This is a genomic window from Rhodococcus sp. HM1 (genome assembly GCF_023218075.1).
Taxonomy (GTDB): Bacteria; Actinomycetota; Actinomycetes; order Mycobacteriales; family Mycobacteriaceae; genus Rhodococcus.
Genome location: NZ_JALPTB010000041.1, coordinates 25,683 through 42,729 on the forward strand (window position 1 = coordinate 25,683; position 17,047 = coordinate 42,729).

General features: G+C 67.5%; 18 protein-coding genes. 3 read left to right on the top strand and 15 right to left on the bottom strand.

Annotated features, from left to right (window positions below; genetic code table 11):
• Positions 1–46: 46 nt before the first annotated feature.
• Positions 47–904: an IclR family transcriptional regulator gene (locus tag M1M07_RS20315; RefSeq protein WP_248675345.1), complete on the bottom strand. Its 858-nt coding sequence runs from the start codon at positions 902–904 to the stop codon at positions 47–49.
• 48 nt (positions 905–952) lie between these two features.
• Here M1M07_RS20315 and M1M07_RS20320 point away from each other — a divergent pair, with 48 nt between their 5' ends.
• Together M1M07_RS20320 and M1M07_RS20325 are read left to right on the top strand one after the other, a co-directional pair.
• A complete protein-coding gene (locus M1M07_RS20320) occupies positions 953–2,212 on the top strand; it encodes an aromatic acid/H+ symport family MFS transporter (RefSeq protein ID WP_197255550.1) in 1,260 nt (419 codons plus the stop codon).
• Between the two features lie 135 nt (positions 2,213–2,347).
• Positions 2,348–3,544, top strand: a complete 1,197-nt coding sequence (locus M1M07_RS20325) for an FAD-dependent monooxygenase (RefSeq protein ID WP_197255548.1) — start codon at positions 2,348–2,350, stop codon at positions 3,542–3,544.
• Positions 3,545–3,569: 25 nt separating this feature from the next.
• On the opposite strand, the gene M1M07_RS20330 is transcribed toward M1M07_RS20325, so the two are convergent.
• Entirely contained in the window at positions 3,570–3,908 is a 339-nt protein-coding gene (locus tag M1M07_RS20330; protein ID WP_197255546.1) for a winged helix-turn-helix domain-containing protein, read from the bottom strand.
• A 68-nt stretch (positions 3,909–3,976) separates the two neighbouring features.
• On the opposite strand from M1M07_RS20330, the gene lhgO reads away from it, so the two are divergent.
• Entirely contained in the window at positions 3,977–5,176 is a 1,200-nt protein-coding gene (lhgO, locus tag M1M07_RS20335) for an L-2-hydroxyglutarate oxidase (RefSeq protein ID WP_248675346.1), read from the top strand.
• 15 nt (positions 5,177–5,191) lie between these two features.
• On the opposite strand, the gene M1M07_RS20340 is transcribed toward lhgO, so the two are convergent.
• The 13 genes from M1M07_RS20340 to M1M07_RS20400 form a co-directional block, all read right to left on the bottom strand.
• Entirely contained in the window at positions 5,192–5,896 is a 705-nt protein-coding gene (locus tag M1M07_RS20340) for a type 1 glutamine amidotransferase (protein WP_197255542.1), read from the bottom strand.
• Between the two features lie 42 nt (positions 5,897–5,938).
• Positions 5,939–6,679: an oxygenase MpaB family protein gene (locus M1M07_RS20345; RefSeq protein ID WP_197255540.1), complete on the bottom strand. Its 741-nt coding sequence runs from the start codon at positions 6,677–6,679 to the stop codon at positions 5,939–5,941.
• Between the two features lie 21 nt (positions 6,680–6,700).
• Positions 6,701–7,609: an oxygenase MpaB family protein gene (locus tag M1M07_RS20350; RefSeq protein WP_197255538.1), complete on the bottom strand. Its 909-nt coding sequence runs from the start codon at positions 7,607–7,609 to the stop codon at positions 6,701–6,703.
• Between the two features lie 67 nt (positions 7,610–7,676).
• Positions 7,677–8,897 (bottom strand): MlaD family protein, encoded by a 1,221-nt coding sequence (locus tag M1M07_RS20355; protein ID WP_197255536.1) that lies wholly within the window; start codon positions 8,895–8,897, stop codon positions 7,677–7,679.
• A complete protein-coding gene (locus M1M07_RS20360) occupies positions 8,894–9,973 on the bottom strand; it encodes an MCE family protein (RefSeq protein WP_248675348.1) in 1,080 nt (359 codons plus the stop codon). The genes M1M07_RS20355 and M1M07_RS20360 overlap by 4 nt, the downstream gene beginning before the upstream one ends.
• Complete coding sequence (locus tag M1M07_RS20365; RefSeq protein ID WP_248675349.1) at positions 9,970–11,100, bottom strand: MCE family protein; 1,131 nt, start codon at positions 11,098–11,100, stop codon at positions 9,970–9,972. Before M1M07_RS20365 ends, M1M07_RS20360 begins: the two co-directional genes overlap by 4 nt.
• Positions 11,097–12,146: an MCE family protein gene (locus tag M1M07_RS20370; RefSeq protein WP_248675368.1), complete on the bottom strand. Its 1,050-nt coding sequence runs from the start codon at positions 12,144–12,146 to the stop codon at positions 11,097–11,099. Before M1M07_RS20370 ends, M1M07_RS20365 begins: the two co-directional genes overlap by 4 nt.
• Positions 12,146–12,367, bottom strand: a complete 222-nt coding sequence (locus tag M1M07_RS20375) for a hypothetical protein (RefSeq protein ID WP_248675350.1) — start codon at positions 12,365–12,367, stop codon at positions 12,146–12,148. The genes M1M07_RS20370 and M1M07_RS20375 overlap by 1 nt, the downstream gene beginning before the upstream one ends.
• The gene (locus tag M1M07_RS20380; RefSeq protein WP_248675351.1) at positions 12,364–13,401 is read right to left on the bottom strand and encodes an MCE family protein; all 1,038 of its coding nucleotides are present in this window, start codon (positions 13,399–13,401) and stop codon (positions 12,364–12,366) included. The genes M1M07_RS20375 and M1M07_RS20380 overlap by 4 nt, the downstream gene beginning before the upstream one ends.
• Positions 13,398–14,678 (bottom strand): MCE family protein, encoded by a 1,281-nt coding sequence (locus tag M1M07_RS20385; RefSeq protein WP_248675352.1) that lies wholly within the window; start codon positions 14,676–14,678, stop codon positions 13,398–13,400. The genes M1M07_RS20380 and M1M07_RS20385 overlap by 4 nt, the downstream gene beginning before the upstream one ends.
• Before the next feature lies 1 nt (position 14,679).
• Entirely contained in the window at positions 14,680–15,528 is an 849-nt protein-coding gene (locus M1M07_RS20390) for an ABC transporter permease (RefSeq protein WP_231611348.1), read from the bottom strand.
• 2 nt (positions 15,529–15,530) lie between these two features.
• Positions 15,531–16,343 carry an ABC transporter permease gene (locus M1M07_RS20395; protein WP_248675354.1) on the bottom strand — a complete coding sequence of 271 codons (813 nt, stop codon included), beginning with the start codon at positions 16,341–16,343 and terminating at the stop codon, positions 15,531–15,533.
• Between the two features lie 313 nt (positions 16,344–16,656).
• A complete protein-coding gene (locus M1M07_RS20400) occupies positions 16,657–16,881 on the bottom strand; it encodes a hypothetical protein (protein WP_248675355.1) in 225 nt (74 codons plus the stop codon).
• Between the last annotated feature and the right edge of the window lie 166 nt (positions 16,882–17,047).

The following is a 17,047-nucleotide window of genomic DNA, read 5'->3' on the forward strand; positions in this document are numbered from 1 at the left end:
TCCGGCGTTGTTCCCAACCTAGGTGGGTCGAATCACGACAAGCCAACTATTTCTGCTGTGCAGAATACTGGGCGTCCGTTCCCTCGATATCGGCGATGTCGACCTCGATTCCCCGGACCGCCGCCTGCATCTGAGCGACGAGCTTTCCGCGCAGATGCTGCCGGTACCGGGTGATCGGCACCGCGGCCGTGACGGCCCCGATGGCCGTGCCGCGCGCGTTGCGGATTGCCACTCCGAACGCCGCGACGCCGGCCTCCGTCTGCTCCACGTTGACCGCGAACCCGACGTGGCGCGCGGCCTCGAGTTCGTGCACGAACTCCTCGAACTCGCCGATGGCCATCCGGCGGTCGGTCTCGTACGCGGGCGTCGGCCCCTGGCTGATCCTGGGCTCGTCCGCGGGACGCAGATACAGCTGCTCGAGGACCGAACGCGGGAGTTCCGCCAGGAGGATGCGCCCGCCGGCGGTCAGCTCCGCAGGTAGAACCTGACCTCGGCGATCGCCCACACGCAGGATCGATTCGGTCTCGGCGGTCCACAGGAACCGGGCCTGGGATCCCACGCGGATCACGAGGTTGATCGTCTCGCCGGTGAGTGCCGCGAGTGCCTCCATGTGGGGCCGGCACATGTCGGTGAAGTCGCGCGTCCATCCCTGCCGGGCGGGACCGACCCCCAGTGCCGGCCCCGGGTGGTACATCCGTTTCTCGTCCTGCACAGCGAACCCCCGGTACACGAGCATCGCGAGCAGACGGTGCGCGGTCGACGGGGCCGTACCGAGTTCCTGGGCCGCGTCCTTCAGCCGGAGCGCCCCGGCGTCGCGGAGCAACTGGAGCAGGCGTAAGGCGTTGTCGACCGACTCGAGCATGTACGTCGGCTTCCGGATCGTGTCCATCGGCTTGTTCTGCATAGCAGAACTTTATTGCACGGAAGGGTGGCGCGCACCCACCGTTGAGGAATGCTTTCCCCCAACGAGGCTTCACCGGCGCGGGCCACCGGCAACATCACCCTGCCCCGCGCCCACGTGATCGCGGTGATCGTCTGCTGGCTCTTCGTCGTCTTCGACGGATACGACCTCATCGTCTACGGCAACGTGATCTCGAGCCTGCAGGCCGAATGGGGCATCAGCGCTTCGACCGCCGGCACCCTCGGAAGCCTCGCGTTCGTCGGCATGATGATCGGCGCGGTCCTCGCCGGCCGACTGTCGGATGCGATCGGACGAAAGCAGGCGGTCATCGGCTGCGTGGTCGTCCTGTCGGTCTTCACCACGCTCTGCGCGATGGCACCGGGACCGATCGTCTTCGGCCTGCTGCGGCTGATCGCCGGTATCGGCCTGGGCGGTCTCGTGCCCACGTCGAACGCACTGGCCGCCGAACTCGTACCGGACAAGTGGCGCGCCGCCGTCGCCACCATGATGATGTCGGGCGTCCCGATCGGCGGTTCGATCGCGGCCCTGATCGGTATCCCGGTGATCCCCCACTGGGGCTGGCGCCCGATGTTCGCGTTCGCCCTGGTTCCCCTGGTGATCCTCGTTCCGCTCGCGGTGAAGGTGCTGCCGAATCATTCGCTGCTCGAGGCCCATCCCGACAGTTCCGAGGGCGGGTTCAAGGCACTCCTCGGCGCGCGGTTCCGCACGATCAGCATCATGTTCGCGGCCGTCACCGTCGTGACGCTGCTGGCGTGGTACGGCCTCGGCACGTGGCTGCCCAAGCTCATGCAGGGTGAAGGCACCGATCTCGGCAACGCGCTCACGTTCTCGCTGGCCCTGAACCTCGGGGCGGTCGCGGGCTCGTTCATCACCGCCTGGGGCGGGGTGCGCTTCGGATCCGTGCCGACCAGCATCGTCGCGGCGCTCGTCGCCGGTGCCGCCCTGCTGACGTTGCTGCTCGACCCGCCGGTCGCCGTGGTCTACCTGATCTTCGTTCTCGCCGGTGTCGGTACGCACGGCACGCAGGCGCTGATCATCGCGGCGGTCGCCTCCTACTACCCGGACCATCTCCGTGGCACCGCGCTCGGCTGGGCACTCGGCGTCGGACGCATCGGCGCCGTCGCGGCCCCGCAGCTGGGTGGCTGGCTGCTCGCCGCCGGACTCGGCGCCGACTCGAACTTCGTCCTCTTCGGCATCAGCGCACTGATCTCGTCGCTGCTGTTGACCGTGATCTGGAAGAAGTTCCCCGCCAGCGATCGGACGTTGCGCGGTCCGATCCTGACCCACTGATCACCGATCGCGCCGCGATCCCGAGTCACCGATCGCGCCGCGATCCCGAGTCACCGATCGCGCCGCGATCCCAAGTCCCCGATCGCGCCGCGATCCCGGACTCCCCATCCCCGCTTTCACGACCGAAGGAGCGTCATGTCCGATCTGAAGGACGCACGAGTTCTCATTGCCGGTGGCGGCATCGGCGGTGTCGCCAACGCCCTGGCCCTTGCCCAGAAGGGTGCTCAGGTCACCCTGTTCGAGCGTGCTCCCGAGTTCGGCGAGGTGGGCGCCGGCCTTCAGATCGGCCCGCACGGCTCCCGCATCCTGCAGTCGCTCGGGGTGTACGACGAGGTCATCGCCAAGGGCGTGCTCCCCAAGAACCTCGTGTTCCGGGACGCCGTCACCGCGGAGATCCTCACCAAGGTCGACCTCGGCCGCGACTACCAGCAGCACTACGGCGGCGTGTACTTCGTGGTGCACCGCTCCGATCTGCACTCGGTCCTCGTCGACGCTGCCCGCAAGGCCGGTGCCGACCTGCGCGTCGACTCGGCGGTGCAGGACGTCGTCACCGAGGGCGACACCGTGCGCGTCATCCTCGAGAACGGCGAGGAACACGTCGGCGACGTCGCGCTCGGCATGGACGGTCTGCACTCGCGGCTGCGTCCGAAGCTCTCCGACGACAAGCCGGTCGGCTCCGGGTACGTCGCCTTCCGCGGCACCTTCCCGATGCACGAGGTGCCGCTCGACGAGGAGATCGAGGACGTCGTGGGCTACATCGGCCCGCGCTGCCACTTCATCCAGTACCCGCTGCGTCAGGGCGAGATGCTCAACCAGGTCGCGGTGTTCCAGTCGCCCGCGTTCCTGCGCGGCGAGGAGATGTGGGGCAGCCCCGAGGAACTCGCCCACGCCTACGACCACTGCCACGAGAGCGTGCAGACCGCACTGAAGTACCTGTGGACCGACCGCTGGTGGCCGATGTTCGACCGCAACCCCATCGACAACTGGGTCGACGGCCGCATGATCCTGCTCGGCGACGCCGCGCACCCGCCGCTGCAGTACCTCGCGTCCGGCGCCGTCATGGCGCTCGAGGACGCCAAGTGCCTCGCCGACTACGCGGCCGAGGATCTGCAGGGCGACACGAAGAACTGGCCGAAGATCCTCCGGGACGTCAACGCCGAACGCGCACCGCGCTGCAACCGCATCCTGACGACCGGCCGCATGTGGGGCGACCTGTGGCACCTCGACGGAGCCGGCCGCGAAGCCCGCAACGAGCTGTTCCGCACGCGCGACACGTCCAGCTACAAGTACACCGACTGGCTGTGGGGCTACAGCTCGGACCGCAACCGCTGATCCTGTCGTCGAGCGCCGCCTCGCGTCACTCCCCGCCCATGAGTGACGCGAGGCGGCGCTCGGCGCTCGCCAGCGCTTCCCGGGCGGTGGCCAGGTCTTCGCGCAGAGCCGCGAGCTGCCGGTGCATCCCGAGCGTCATGTCCCCCGGTTCCGGGATCGCCAGGACATAGGACCCGCTTCCGCGGCGCGTCTCGATCAGTCCTTCCATCCGCAGCACGTCCTGCGCGTCCTTCACGACGGACGGCGAGACCCCGTAGTGGGCGGCGAGTTCGTGCACGCCGGGAAGCTGGTCCCCGACGGCCCATTCCTTCCACGCCAGCCGGTGCTTCAGGTCGGTGGCAACGTTCTCGTACTTGTAACCCATGCCCGACCGTAACACTTTTCCGTACAACTGACATTCTCTTTTCGGGGCGGGCACCTACCATTGCGCGCATGAGTGCGCTACGGGCCGCGGTCGTCGGCGGCGGAATCATCGGTGCCGCAACGGCACGCCGGCTCACCGAGTGCGGTGCCACCGTGACCGTGTTCGAGAAGGAACGCGACCTCGCCGCGCACCAGACCGGGCACAACAGCGGCGTGGTCCACGCCGGGCTGTACTACACGCCGGGCAGCCTCAAGGCACGACTGTGCCGCCGCGGCGTGGAGTTGCTGCGCGACTACACGGCCGAGCGGAATCTGCCCTACGAGGAGTGCGGCAAACTCGTCGTCGCACTCCACGACTCCGAACTCGGCCGCCTCGACGCGATCACCGCCCGGGCCACCGAGAACGGGGTGCCCGGCATCCGGAGGATCGGGCCGAACGAGATCGAGGCGATCGAACCGCGCGCCCGCGGCATCGCCGCGCTGCACTCCCCTCACACCGCGATCGTCGACTACGTCGCGATCACCACCGCTCTCGCGGGTGACGTCACCGCGGCGGGCGGCACCATCCGCACGGGCACCGAGGTCACCGAACTGATTACGCGCGGCGACGAGGTCCTCGTCGGAACCCGATCCGGCACCGACGCCTTCGATCTCGTGATCACCTGCGCAGGGCTGCAATCGGACCGGCTCGCCCGCGCCGCCGGTGATGCAGCGACCCCACGGATCGTGCCGTTCTTCGGCGACTACTACCTGCTGCGACCCGAACTCTCGACGACCGTGCGCGGGCTGATCTACCCCGTGCCGGACCCGCGCTATCCGTTCCTCGGCGTGCACCTGACCAAACGCATCGACGGTTCGATCATGCTGGGCCCCAACGCATTCCTCTCCCCCGGACGGGAGGCCTACGACCGGCGATCCGGGTCCGCGCGGGACCTGTGGGAGGCACTCGCCTTCCCCGGCTTCGCACGATTCGCCGTCCGCAACGTCCCCGCCGCGCTACGCGAACTGCGGACCGCGGTGAGCACCCGCGAATTCGTCGTCGAGGCAGCGAAATACGTTCCCGGCCTCACCGTCGCCGACGTGGTGCGCGGACCACGAGGAATCCGCGCCCAGGCCATGAACGCCGACGGCAGCCTCGAGGACGACTTCGTGGTCACCGGGCACGGACGGCTCGTTCACCTGCGCAACGCGCCCTCCCCCGGCGCGACGTCGTCGATGGCGATCGCCGAGTATCTCGTCGACGCCGCGCTGGAGCGGGTCGGTCGCTGATCGGACGCTCGACGCTCAGGCGATCGATTCGAGCCACCGCGTCATGACCGCGTGTGCCTGCGCGGACGACTGCGCATGCACCGACCGGAGTTCGGCGAGCACCGACTCGGCGGCGCCGGCGCCGAGGGTCTCCTCGAGTGCGCGACGGTATTCGTCGATCGCGAGCCACTCCGCGGCGACATCGGGACCGGCCTCGAGGTGGAACTGCACGCCGTAACTGCGGCCGTGCCGGAACAACTGGTTCGGATACGCCGGCGACGACGCGAGCAGCGTCGCCCCGCGCGGCAGATCGAACGTGTCGCCGTGCCACTGCAGGGTCGGGAAACTCGCCGGCAGTTCCCCCCACACCGGGTCCGCAGCGGACGCCGCGGTCAGTTCCACGTCGCACACCCCGACCTCGGGCGCCGGACCGGAGTACACCTTCGCGTCCAGCGCAGCGGCCAGCAACTGCGCCCCCAGACACACACCCCACACCGGAACATCGGACGCGAGAGCCGAACGCAGGTACGCGATCTCGTCGTCGATCCACGGAACGACCGCACCGTCGTTCGCGCCCATCGGGCCACCCATGACCACGATGCCCCGGTAGTCGACCGTCTCGGGCAACGGCTCTTGCCACAACCGGACCGTGTGCACCGGACCGAACTCCTCCAGTGCCGGCAGGTAGTCCGCCGGACCCTCGCATTCCACGTGCCGCAGTTCCAGGAAGCCAGTTGTCATCGGCACATCATGACAGCCGTATGTTACGGGCGCTAGACCGGTTCAGAGCCGGGGTGCGGCGGGCCGGCGACGAGACAGTGCGGCGACCGCCTTGCGTCTCAGCACATAGCGGCGCAACGCCCGCCGGTCGGCCGCGGTGACCTCGATCCCCCACATCTCCTGCGCGATCGGATGCATCAACGCGCGCACCGCACGGGTGGGCACCCGGCGCTGCACCCAGTCCTGCGGACGCATCACCTGATCCCGGTAGAAGTCGCCGCGCGGGGTCCGCTGCAGCACCGTGCGGCAGGTGTCGTCGAACCAGCCGGGGAACTCGGCCCACGTGTCCGGCAACCCCCGGTCGCTGATCCCGTACCGCCGGAACCACGCGCCGCAGTCGCGGTACAGATCCTCCCGCTCGCCGACTGTCAGCGGTCGCACGAACGTCTCGATCATCGTGACGAGCGTGTCCACGTAGGTGGCGTGCTGGAACTGGAACAGGTCCGGGTTCAGACTGTGGTAACGGCGGTCGAGATCGTCGACGCCCTTGATGTGTTCGTGCCCGCGCCGGATGATCGACGACAGGTCCGTGTCGTCGTACGCCATCCGGATCAGCAGCGGAACGGTGTGCCGTTTGTGCAGCCACAGCCGGCGCGGGGTACGCGAATGTTCCATTCCCGCGGCGATTGCCGGATGCAGCATCTGCAGCCCCACCGCGCGCGGCAACGCGAGCAGGAACCGCCGATCGCCGAGATACCGGAGCAGCAGCCCGTCCGGGTCGATGTCGGTCGAGTGCGCAACCACCGTGAGCTCGGACTCCCGACCTCAGATGATGTTCTTGCCGGACTGGATGCGACGGCGGAGGTCCACCATCAGCGCCAGGCTGCCGCCGTGCCGGATGAACTTCGGGATGAACCGGTTGACGAACGAGACGAAGACGAACAGGTGCTCGAAACGGCGGCGGTCGTCCTCGCTCCAGCTGTACCCGAGCTGTTCACGGAAGTACGGCGGCAGGGTCCCGATCGTGAGGAACTTCAGCAGATTCCCGAAAATGAGCCGCATCGGCAAGTTGATCATCTTCAACCCGACGAGATCGTTCAGGAACTGCTTGGTGGTCTCGTCGAACACGACCCGTTCGCAGCCGCGGTTCCAGTACCGCTCGAAGTCGGCACGCGTAGCGGGCCACATGTCCTCGGTGACCTGCAGGGTCGTACCCAGTTTCGAGGCGGTCGCGTAGAAGTCCTCGATCTGCTCCTCGTCGAGGGTACCGTGCAGCAGCTGGTAGCTGTCCTCGATGCCGACGTAGAGGCACGCGGCGACCCACATCTGCAGCTCACGGTTGAACGCGTTGTACTTGACCGGGCTGTTCTCGTCCGAACGCACCTGCCGGTGCGCACCGTTGACCGCCTCGCGGAACGCCAGGCGTTCCTCGTCGGTGCCCAGGATCGCGACCGCGAGGTACTGCGTCGTGGTGCGGGCCCGCTTCCACGGATGGTGGACGAGCGAGCCGGACGTCACTTTGCTCTCCATGACGCCGTATGCGACCTCGGGCCAGCCGAGCTGCATGATGACGTTCGCGGCGGCGCCGGCGAACGACCAGAAGTCAATAGCGTCGGACAGGGCGTGCTTCTTGCGGCTCCACCGGTTCGGGCCGCTGGTGATCTTGATTCGCGTGCGGGCGGAGGTCAGCACGGGTTCGGTATCCACGGCGTCGTCGAGGTAATGCGCGGGCATCGGGTCCTCCTCAGATTCTGTTCGGACGGGTGCGCCGGACCGGCGCGGGATGTGCGTTTACCACTTGTCAGTTCCCTCCACTGCCGATGCCCTGGAGGAGCATCCGCCAGAAGGCCGCGAGTTCTTCGCCTGCCGGGATGAGGATCGGATCGGCGACGGCCGGCGGTCCGATGAGCGTGCCGGGCGTCGTCCGGTTCGCCACACCGAGATCGTTCGGCCGCGGCGCGTTCTGGGCGCCGCGCTGGCCGTGGTCCTCGCCGGGCGGGCAGTAGTGCGTGAGGTCGACCGTGACCGACGACTCGTCACCGAGCGCACGGCGCGGCGTGTCGTACACGCACACCGGACCCTGGGTGGCGATGAGCGCAAAGTCCGCGCGGTCGCCGTGCACGATGGATTCGAGCGCGGCCAGGCCACGAGGAAGGGCGACCAGGCCGGTCTGCAGCGCGGCCGAACGATCCGAGATGATCGGTGCGACGTCGACGAGGTTGGCGAGCACCGCCGCGAACGACTCCTCGTTGGCGGCAAGCACACCGTCGGCGCGGCGCATGGCGTCCGGGGTCGTCGTCATCATTTCGTTGATCCGGTCCTCGTTGGCGTACAACGTGTCCGCGATCGTGCGCGCCGCGGCCATCCCGTCGACGAATTCCTCCGAGTTGTTCGCCATCGTCGACATCAAACCTGCTGTGCGGCTGAGCAGTTGGGTCAGATCGGTCGCGTGGGTTTCGAGGCGGCCGGACAGATCGTCGGCGTCGGTGATGAGCCGCGCCAGATCGGGACCCAGACCCTGGAACGCGGCGCCGAGTTCGGCACCGACGGTGGCGATGGTGCCGGGTTCGACCGTGTCGAGGAGCGCCGCCGTGCTCGCCAGCGTTTCGGCGATCTGAACCGGCTGCTCCTCGGCCGGCATCTCGATCGAATCACCGTCCGCGAGGTACGGACCGTGATCGACGCGCGGGAAGATGTCGACGTTGAGCATGCCGGCGAGCGTTCCCTGCGTGATCTTCGCGATCGAGTCGGTCGGGATCTCGGTGCCACCTTCGAGCTCGAACTCGAGCCGGGCGCCACCGCTCTGCGGGTCGACCGACACTGCCGACACGACACCGACCTGGACACCGCGATAGGTGACGACGGTGCCTTCCGAGACCCCGAGCGCGTCGTCGACGTGGGCGGACAGCCGCATCTCGTCGCCGAGTCCCCGCGGGCCGACGATGTAGTAGATGCCGTAGGGCACCACGATCAGGGCGGTCAGCACGAACAGAACAAGCTGGACGAGGACGATTCTCTTCATCGGGTGCCTCCTCCGAGCATCTCCTGCAGCGACGTGGGTGACGGTTCCGGCGGTGTCCCGGTGAAGTAGCCGCCGGCCAGGATCGTGTCGATGCTCTCCGGGATCTCGAGCGCACCGTCGAACACCAGGTAGTCACCGCGCACGGACTTTCCGAACGCGTCCATGAACGCGTTCATGGCGGCGAGGGTGCCGCCCATGCGGTCGTTGAACGCCTGCAGGGTGGACGCGACCGTCCCGGCGTCGGCCAGGAACCCTGCCGGGCCCTGCGGCACGGCACCGGTCAGCGCCTGCACGTTGAGGGCGAGGCGGGTCGTCGAGTCGAGCAGCGCGGAGATGGAATCACGTTGTGCGACGAGCACTTCGACCGCTTCGGCGGTGTTCGCGAGATATGCGTCCATCGTCTGCTCTTCGTCCGCCATGCGGCGGGTGACGTCGGCGGCCAGCGTCATCGCCTCGTCGAACGCGGTCTGCTGGTCGATCGCCCGCGTCATCAGGTCGGTCGCGGTGTCGGCGAGTGCCTGCACCCGGTCGGACCGTCCGGTGAACGCGACGTTCAGTTCGTCGACGACGGTCGCGAGCTGATCCATCCCACTGCCGCTGACGACGTTGCCCAGGGAGGCGAGCATCGTCTCGACACGCGGCCCGAGATCGGTGTTGTCCACGTCGATGACGTCTCCGTCGGACAACCGGTCCGGCGCCGCGTCGACAGGGTTGATCAGCCGCAGGTACGGACTGCCGAGCGCGGACGGAATCTCCACCGAGACAAGCACATTGCTCGGCACTTCGAGTTCGCGCTGCAGCGACACCTGCAGGCCGGCACCGCTGGTCGTGGTGTTCAGGGACGCGACGCGGCCGACGATCTGCTGCCCGTACCGGACGTCGGCACCGAGGACGATGCCGTCGGCGCTCGCCAGATGCACATCGACGTCGAACGCACCGGCACCCGCGGACCGGCCGACCGGAAGGTCCTGGATGCCGTAACCGCAGCCCGACACGGCGACCGTGCCGGCGACCGCGACCGCCAGCGCGGCGAGACGGACCGCTCGCCGGGACGGAACGGTGGATGTCGGGGTCACGGGTTCCCTCCGGTGATGGCGGTGACGATTCCCAGCGGGTCGGATGCGCTGATCGGGAACGTGATGGGGTTGGTCAATCCGGCGCCGGTGCACAGGGGCAGCGGATGCTCGGCGCACAGCGGGCCGGCGACCGCGAACTGGGTCAGGTTCGTCGACACGTTCAGCCGGATGCGGCTGCGTCCGTCGGGGCCGACCGTCTTCTCGAGGTTCTGCATCATGAGCGGCACGAGATCCATGAACTCCGCGAGTCCGGCCTGGTTGCCGGTCAGGGCGTCGCCGAGTCCCTCCAGGTTCGCCGAGATCGCACCGAAGCTCTCCTGGTGCTGGGTGACGAAGCTGTCGAGTTCGGCGAAGACCGTCTGCAGTTCCTCGAGCGGCACGGTGATGTCGAGGTCCGCGTCCTGCCACACCGTCGACAGCGTGGACATGTCGTCGACCATGCTGTCCAGGGACACCTGCCGCGCATCCATCGCCTCGATGAGCGTCGACAGGTTCTCGACGAGCACCGAGAAGTCCTCGGAGGTTCCCCCGATGACACCGGTGGCGGAGCTGAGGTCGCGGACGGCGTTGTTGAACGCCTCGCCCTGGCCGCCCCACGTCTGCGCGCCGCTCGCGAGCACCGAGCCGACGTCGCCGCCCTCCGGTCCCATGAAGTCGACGAGGGTCGAGAGACTGCCGAGCATGCCGTCGATGTCGATCGGCGAATGCGTGCGTTCGACCGGGATCGTGGACTGGTCGGGCAGTTGGGGGCCGTCGGTGTAGGCGGGGCCCAGTTCGATGTAGCGCTCGCTGATGATCGCCGGGCTCATCACGTAGGCGTTCACGTCGGCGGGAAGCTTCACCGATTCGGGCACGGTCATCGTCACCCGCACCGAGGTGCCCTGCGGTTCGATGTCGGTGACGGTGCCGACACCGACGCCGAGGACGGCGACCTTGCTGCCGGTGTAGATTCCGTTGACGTACTCGAAGTCGGCGTGCACCGTGGTGACCCGATCGGTGCGCCCGAAGATGTACCAGATCGGCGCGACGATCAGCAGCAGCGTGACCACGAGGAGCGAAACGATCTTCTTGCGGTTCGACGAGCGGGCCGGAGTGGGCTGTTCGCTCCCCGGCATGTCCTGAATCACCGACATTCCTGCATCACTCCCATCGCGCACAGAAGGTTGTCGGGCAGAACCGCAGCGGGTGTGGTGACGTCGGCCCAGGTGCCGTTGCCGGTGGCGTCGGTGACCGTGCGCAGCGCCGGCGGCAGCTGCGTCATGAGCGCGGCGATGTTGTCCGAGTTGCGCTGCAACGTGCCGGTGACGGCGACCAGGTTGGCCACGAGCCGGTCGGCCTCCTCACGGTTCTCGGTGAACGTCTGCGACAGGGTCGAGATGACGGCGCGGAGATTGTTCGCGAGCCCGGTCAGCGCTTCCTTACGGACCGACATGGTCTGTACCAGAGTGCGTGCGTCCGCGGCGGTTTCGACGAGGGAGTCCTGCTGGTCGACCGCCATCACCGACAGCCGGCGCGACATCTCGAGCAGCTGGTCGAACTGTTCGCTGTGACGTCCGAACGCGGTGGAGGCCGCGCTGATCCCGGTGAGGGTGCGTTCGACCTGGCCGCTGTCGGACGGCATCACCTGCGACAGCGTGGTCATCATCTGTTCCATCGCCTCGAGATCGAGTTCCCGGGAGACCCGCTCGGCACCGGCACCGACCTCGTCGAGCGAGTACGGAACGGTCGTGCGCTCGAGCGGGATGGTGTCGCCGCCGTTGTCGACACCGCCGGGGCGGACGTCGAGATAACGCTTGCCGAGGACGGTTTCGAGGCGGACCGACGCGGTGGAGGTGTTGCCGACCGTGCGGTTGTCGTCGAGGCGGAACTCGACGTCGACGTGGTCGCCGGCGAGCTCGATGTCCTCGACCCGGCCGGCCGGGACACCCGCGACGTACACGGGATCGCCGGTCGCGAGACCGGCGGCGTTCGCGAATTCCGCTGTGTACGGCTCGGTTCGGGCGTGGTACCAGAATCGAGGGATGCCGATCGCGGCGCCGAGACCGACGACGAGGACGACGATGCCGATCGTGCCGAGCACCAGCGGCATGTGCGTGGTGTTCTGGCGGCGGCCGAACCCGAACAGGAATTCGAGTGCGCCGACGAACACGTCGATGAGTTTGACCAGGAACATCATGGCAGCGTTCCCTCCCCCGCCGCGGCTGCCGCGGAGTTCTCCAGCACGTCCACGAGATCGTCGATGTAGGTGATCCCGATCGCGACGAGGGCGACACCCGCGCCGAGGACGACGAGGACGAACATCCAGGCGAAGCTCTGCAGGATCCGCCCGTTGTGCCCGCCGAGCGATCGGACGCCGCGGACGATGAGGTCGATGAGTCGTGTCAGTAGGATCATCGGCACACCGGCGAGTGGGTAGGACCGAAGATGTTCACTTCTGCGTCGCCTGCTTTCAGGGTGAAGTTGCACAGGTAGAGGCTGACGAAACTGCCGTACTGACCGGTGCGGTTGATCTGGTGTGCGAAGTTCGGGAGATTCGCCACCATGCGTTCGAACTCGGGGGTGTTCGCGATCCAGGTGTCGGTGACGGAGGCCAGGCTCGCGAGCGAGCGCGCGAACGCGCCGTCGGACTGTGCCATGATGTCGGCGAGCTCGTCGACCGTCGCGGTTCCGGAGTCGAGGAACCCGGCGATGCGCGTGCCGTCACCGACGACGGAATCACCCAGTACGGCAAGCCCGTTCACGAGCGAGGTGAGTTCGTCGCTGCGGTTGTCGAGCGTGCCGAGCAGCCGCGTCATGTTGTCGACGACCTCCCCGAGGATGCCCTCGCGGTCGCCGAGGCTGCCGGTCAGGGTCGCGACCCGGTCCAGGAACTGCGCGACGGCGTCGCTGCGCCCGTTGAACGTGTCGGTGATGTTGCGCGCGAGGACGTTCACCTCCTCGGGCGGCAGCGACTCGAACAGCGGCCGGAACCCGTTCATCAGCGCCGTCAGATCGACCGGCGGGGTCGTCTGCGAAATCGGGACCACCGATCCGGGTTCGAGCACCTCGGACGAGCCGGGCGCGTCGACGTGCGGTTCGGGCATCGTGATGGCCACGTACCGGGCGCCGAGCATGTCGCCGTAGCGCACCGCGGCCTGAACGTCGCGGGTGAGCACCTGATCGCCCTCGATCTCGACGGTCACCCGCGCGAGCGCAGCACCACCGTCGGCGTCGGCGACGTCGACCGCGTCGACCCGGCCGACCCGCACACCGGACAACGTGACGGGGTTGCCGACGTTGAGACCTTCGACGTCGGTGAATTCGAGGACGTAGTGGTCGGTGGAACCGCGGACCGGGACCGCGAGGGTGTTGAACACCAGGGATCCGCAGATCGCACCGACGGCGCAGTAACCGACGAGCGACACCATCTGGGAACGCTTCAGTTTCACGGGATCTGCACCTCGCTTCCACGGACGAGCGGGCCGAGGATGAACGTGAGCGCCGGGTTCAGCGCTGCGCCGGCCTCGTCGAGTGAGGCGGGGACAGTCGCCTCGGCCACACCGAGTGCGTCCTCGAGCAGACTCAGCGGTTCGGCTTCCTCGGGGCCGCCGACGATTCGCTTCGGCGCGTCGTAGGTGCCGTTGCCGGGACTGTTGCATTCGAGGCCGGTGAGCGGACCGTATACCGGGCAGTCCGCCGACGTGTACGGCATCGGATCGGCGAAGGACGGCACCGCGGTGATGTTGAACCGCCCGCTGGCGAAGACCCGAGCGCCGGCGTTGCCGAACAGTCCGGCGTTCTCGAGGGTTTCGTACAGGCCGCTCGGATTGGCGGCGGTCGTCGCGAGGATCGTCCCGATCGAGTCGGTGACGGTGATCATCGCGTCCCGGCGCTCACCGGCGAATCCGTCGACCGAGGCGGCGAGCAGCGTCGCCGCGCCGAAGGCATCGGCCAGCCGGTCACGGTTCTCGACGATCGCACCGGAGACCTCGGCCGCGGACGCGACCATGCCGACGATGTCCGGGGTGGCGGCCGACAGCGACCGCATCACCTCCACGAACTGCGGTGTGGTGTCGAGGAATTCGGCTGCGGCCGGGGCCATCTGATCGCTGACCGCGGCGAACCGGTCGATCGTGCGGCCGATGGTCTCGCCGTTGCCGTCGAGTGCGCTGCTCAGGGCGCTCAGAGCGACGGAGAGCTGGTCGGGGCGCATGTCGTCGAGCACGCCGGCCATATTCGTGAACACGTCGTACATCGCAACGGCTTCCGGGCCGGAATCGACCGCGATCGTCTCGACCTGCCCGAGCGTGCCGACGCCGGACGCCGCGGTGGTCTCGATGCCGTCCGGGCTGCCGGCCGGATCGTCGACCGGGTCGACGAGTTCGACGTAGATGTCACCGAAGAACGTGCGGGGCACGACCCGGGCGAGCACCGACGACGGCACGAGTTCCGCAGCAGCGGAGTCGATCGCCAAGCGCACCTGGGATTCGGCCGAACCGGCCTCGACGGAAGCGATCCGCCCGATCTCTACGCCGTGGTACCGCACGGGTGCGCCCCCGTTGACGAGACCGACGGCCGCGGGCACCTCGACGAAGACGTCGTTCGTGTCCTCGAAGGTTCCCGTTCCGCGCAGCACCATGCCCACCGCGACGGCCAGCGCCGCACAGACGCTGACCGCTCCGACGAGGACGTACCTGGTCTTTTCACGTGATGTGGGTCGATCCACGTCACACCCCCATTCCGGGAACTTCGGGAACCAGACCCCACAGCGCGAACGTCAGCAACACGTCGAGGACACCGATCGACAGGATCGCGGTGCGCAGGGCACGGCCGGCCGCGGCACCCACACCCGCCGGACCACCCGACGCGTAGTACCCGTAGGCGCAGTGCACGAGGCTGACGACCATCGCGAAAACCATGGCCTTGATTCCGGAGTACAGCAGGTCCTGGGGTGTCAGGACCAGATGAAAGAAGTAGTCGTACGTGCCGGCTGATGCGCCGTTGAACACGACGACGACGAGGCGCGTCGACAGGTAGCTGGCGAGCAGGCCGATCATGTAGATCGGGATGACGCAGACCATCGCGGCGAGCGTGCGGGTGGCCGCGAGGAACGGTATCGACTTGATGGCCATCGAGTCGAGTGCGTCGATCTCGTCGGAGATCCGCATCGCACCGATCTGCGCGGTGAAGCCGACACCGACCTTCGCCGACAACGCGATCGCCACGACCACGGGCGCGAGTTCGCGGGTGTTCGCGACCGCCGACAGCATGCCCGACATCGTCGTCATGCCGACGAGTTCGAGGCCGCGCTGCGTTTCGACACCGAGCATCATGGCTGCGGCCAGCGACATCGCGAACACGATGCCGATCGTGCCGCCACCGGACAGCAAGGACTGGGTACCGAAGCTGACCTCGCTGATCTGTGCGATCACATGCTTGCGGAACTTGCTGAGCGCGTACGGAATGGACGCGATCGTGCGGAAGTAGAACGAAACGTGCATGCCGAGCGTGGCGAGATTGTCGCCGACGCGGTGAACCGCGCGGGTCGCGGTGTGGACAGGTTCTCGGGCGGTCAGGGTCAACGGAATTCACCCACCGCCGGAACGATGACCGTGTACAGCGCCGAGAGCGCGGTGTTGACGATGAACACGAGCGCGAACGCGATGACGACCGCTTCGTTGACCGCGTCGGCGACACCGCGCGGGCCGCCCTTGGTGTGCAGTCCCTTGAACGTCGCGACGAGCGCGGAGAGCAGACCGAACACGGCCGACTTGACCAGTGCCATAACGAAATCCGCGGGACGGCCGTATTCGGCGAAGGTCGCCATGAACGTACCGGCGGGAAGATGCTGGACGTAGATGTGGTAGAGCCAGCAGGCGCCGACACCACCGAGCGTGACGATCGAGCACAGCGCGAGCGAGACCACGACGGCACCGACGAGACGGGGCGCGACGAGGCGCTCGAGGACGTCGAGACCCATGACCTCCATCGCGTCGATCTCCTCGCGGATCTTGCGCGAGCCGAGATCGGTGCAGATCGCCGAGCCCGCCACACCGGCGAGCATGAGCGCGCACACGAGGGCGGAGGCCTGGCCGACGATGATGAAGGCGACGACGGCGCCGGAGTAGCCACCGGCACCGATCCGGCCGGCGAGTTCGCCGACCGACACTGCGATGAACACGCCGACCGGAATCATCAGCAGCAGCGACGGTCCCGTGCACACGCGCCCGATGAAGAGCGTCTGGGTCACCGTCTCGTACAGCGACAGCCGGCGTCGCAGCACGGCGACGGCGAGAACGACCAGCGACTGCACGGCGAATCCGATGAGGAAACCCCCCTCGGTCGCGACGTCGCGAACCGGCCCACGAGGAGCCGGCAATTCATAGGTCATCTACTGCATCCCTTCGGTTTTCACACAGGGGTGGCTCCGTCGATCGGGTACGGAAGCAGACGTCGATTCAGGGTGAAGTGTGACATACCCACCGACGCTGGGCAAGATCTAAGTGAACCGCGATTCTCATCGGACGGAGCGGGTGTGCCCATGGAAGCCAAGACGTACCGCACCGCTCACAACCTGGGAATATCTGTTTTCCGTCAGCGCTTTTCGCCGAGCGGCGGACGTTGCCTACGATGCACCGATCGGACGGTTAGGAGAACGCCGATACTGCCCGCCGCACCGCGCAGGCAGCCCGTCGCACAGGCGACTAGGTCATGCACACGTTCGAGAACGTCAGCACCGGCCAGCAGACGATGGAACCGAGGAACGAGATCACCAGGTCGACACCCTCCATGTCGGAGAGATGCGAGGTGTGGGTGAGCGTCCAGACGACACCGATCAGGCCGTAGGGAATGGCGACCGGGACGACGAGACCGATGAACTCGGCGACGGACATCTCGTAGGACAGGACTTTGCGTGCGACATCGAGCACCGATCGGACTCCTGAACGATGGGCGGACAGTAGGTCGGGACGCCGGGTGTCCCCTGCAGCGCATCCATGCCCTACCCCCTCGGATGTGCATCCGTTGCAGATCCGGATGCGACGGACGCGGAGGAGGCTATCACCACCCAGCCGCAGAACTTCCACTTTTGTGAAC

Bases quoted from the DNA above. Each gene is read 5' to 3' on its own strand.
- M1M07_RS20330 (WP_197255546.1), bottom strand. From the start codon at position 3,908: ATGGGTTACAAGTACGAGAACGTTGCCACCGACCTGAAGCACCGGCTG.
- M1M07_RS20355 (WP_197255536.1), bottom strand. From the start codon at position 8,897: ATGAAGAGAATCGTCCTCGTCCAGCTTGTTCTGTTCGTGCTGACCGCC.
- M1M07_RS20315 (WP_248675345.1), bottom strand. From the start codon at position 904: ATGCAGAACAAGCCGATGGACACGATCCGGAAGCCGACGTACATGCTC.
- M1M07_RS20370 (WP_248675368.1), bottom strand. From the start codon at position 12,146: ATGTTCCTGGTCAAACTCATCGACGTGTTCGTCGGCGCACTCGAATTC.
- M1M07_RS20350 (WP_197255538.1), bottom strand. From the start codon at position 7,609: ATGCCCGCGCATTACCTCGACGACGCCGTGGATACCGAACCCGTGCTG.
- M1M07_RS20320 (WP_197255550.1), top strand. From the start codon at position 953: ATGCTTTCCCCCAACGAGGCTTCACCGGCGCGGGCCACCGGCAACATC.
- M1M07_RS20325 (WP_197255548.1), top strand. From the start codon at position 2,348: ATGTCCGATCTGAAGGACGCACGAGTTCTCATTGCCGGTGGCGGCATC.
- M1M07_RS20395 (WP_248675354.1), bottom strand. From the start codon at position 16,343: ATGACCTATGAATTGCCGGCTCCTCGTGGGCCGGTTCGCGACGTCGCG.
- M1M07_RS20340 (WP_197255542.1), bottom strand. From the start codon at position 5,896: ATGACAACTGGCTTCCTGGAACTGCGGCACGTGGAATGCGAGGGTCCG.
- M1M07_RS20375 (WP_248675350.1), bottom strand. From the start codon at position 12,367: ATGATCCTACTGACACGACTCATCGACCTCATCGTCCGCGGCGTCCGA.
- lhgO (WP_248675346.1), top strand. From the start codon at position 3,977: ATGAGTGCGCTACGGGCCGCGGTCGTCGGCGGCGGAATCATCGGTGCC.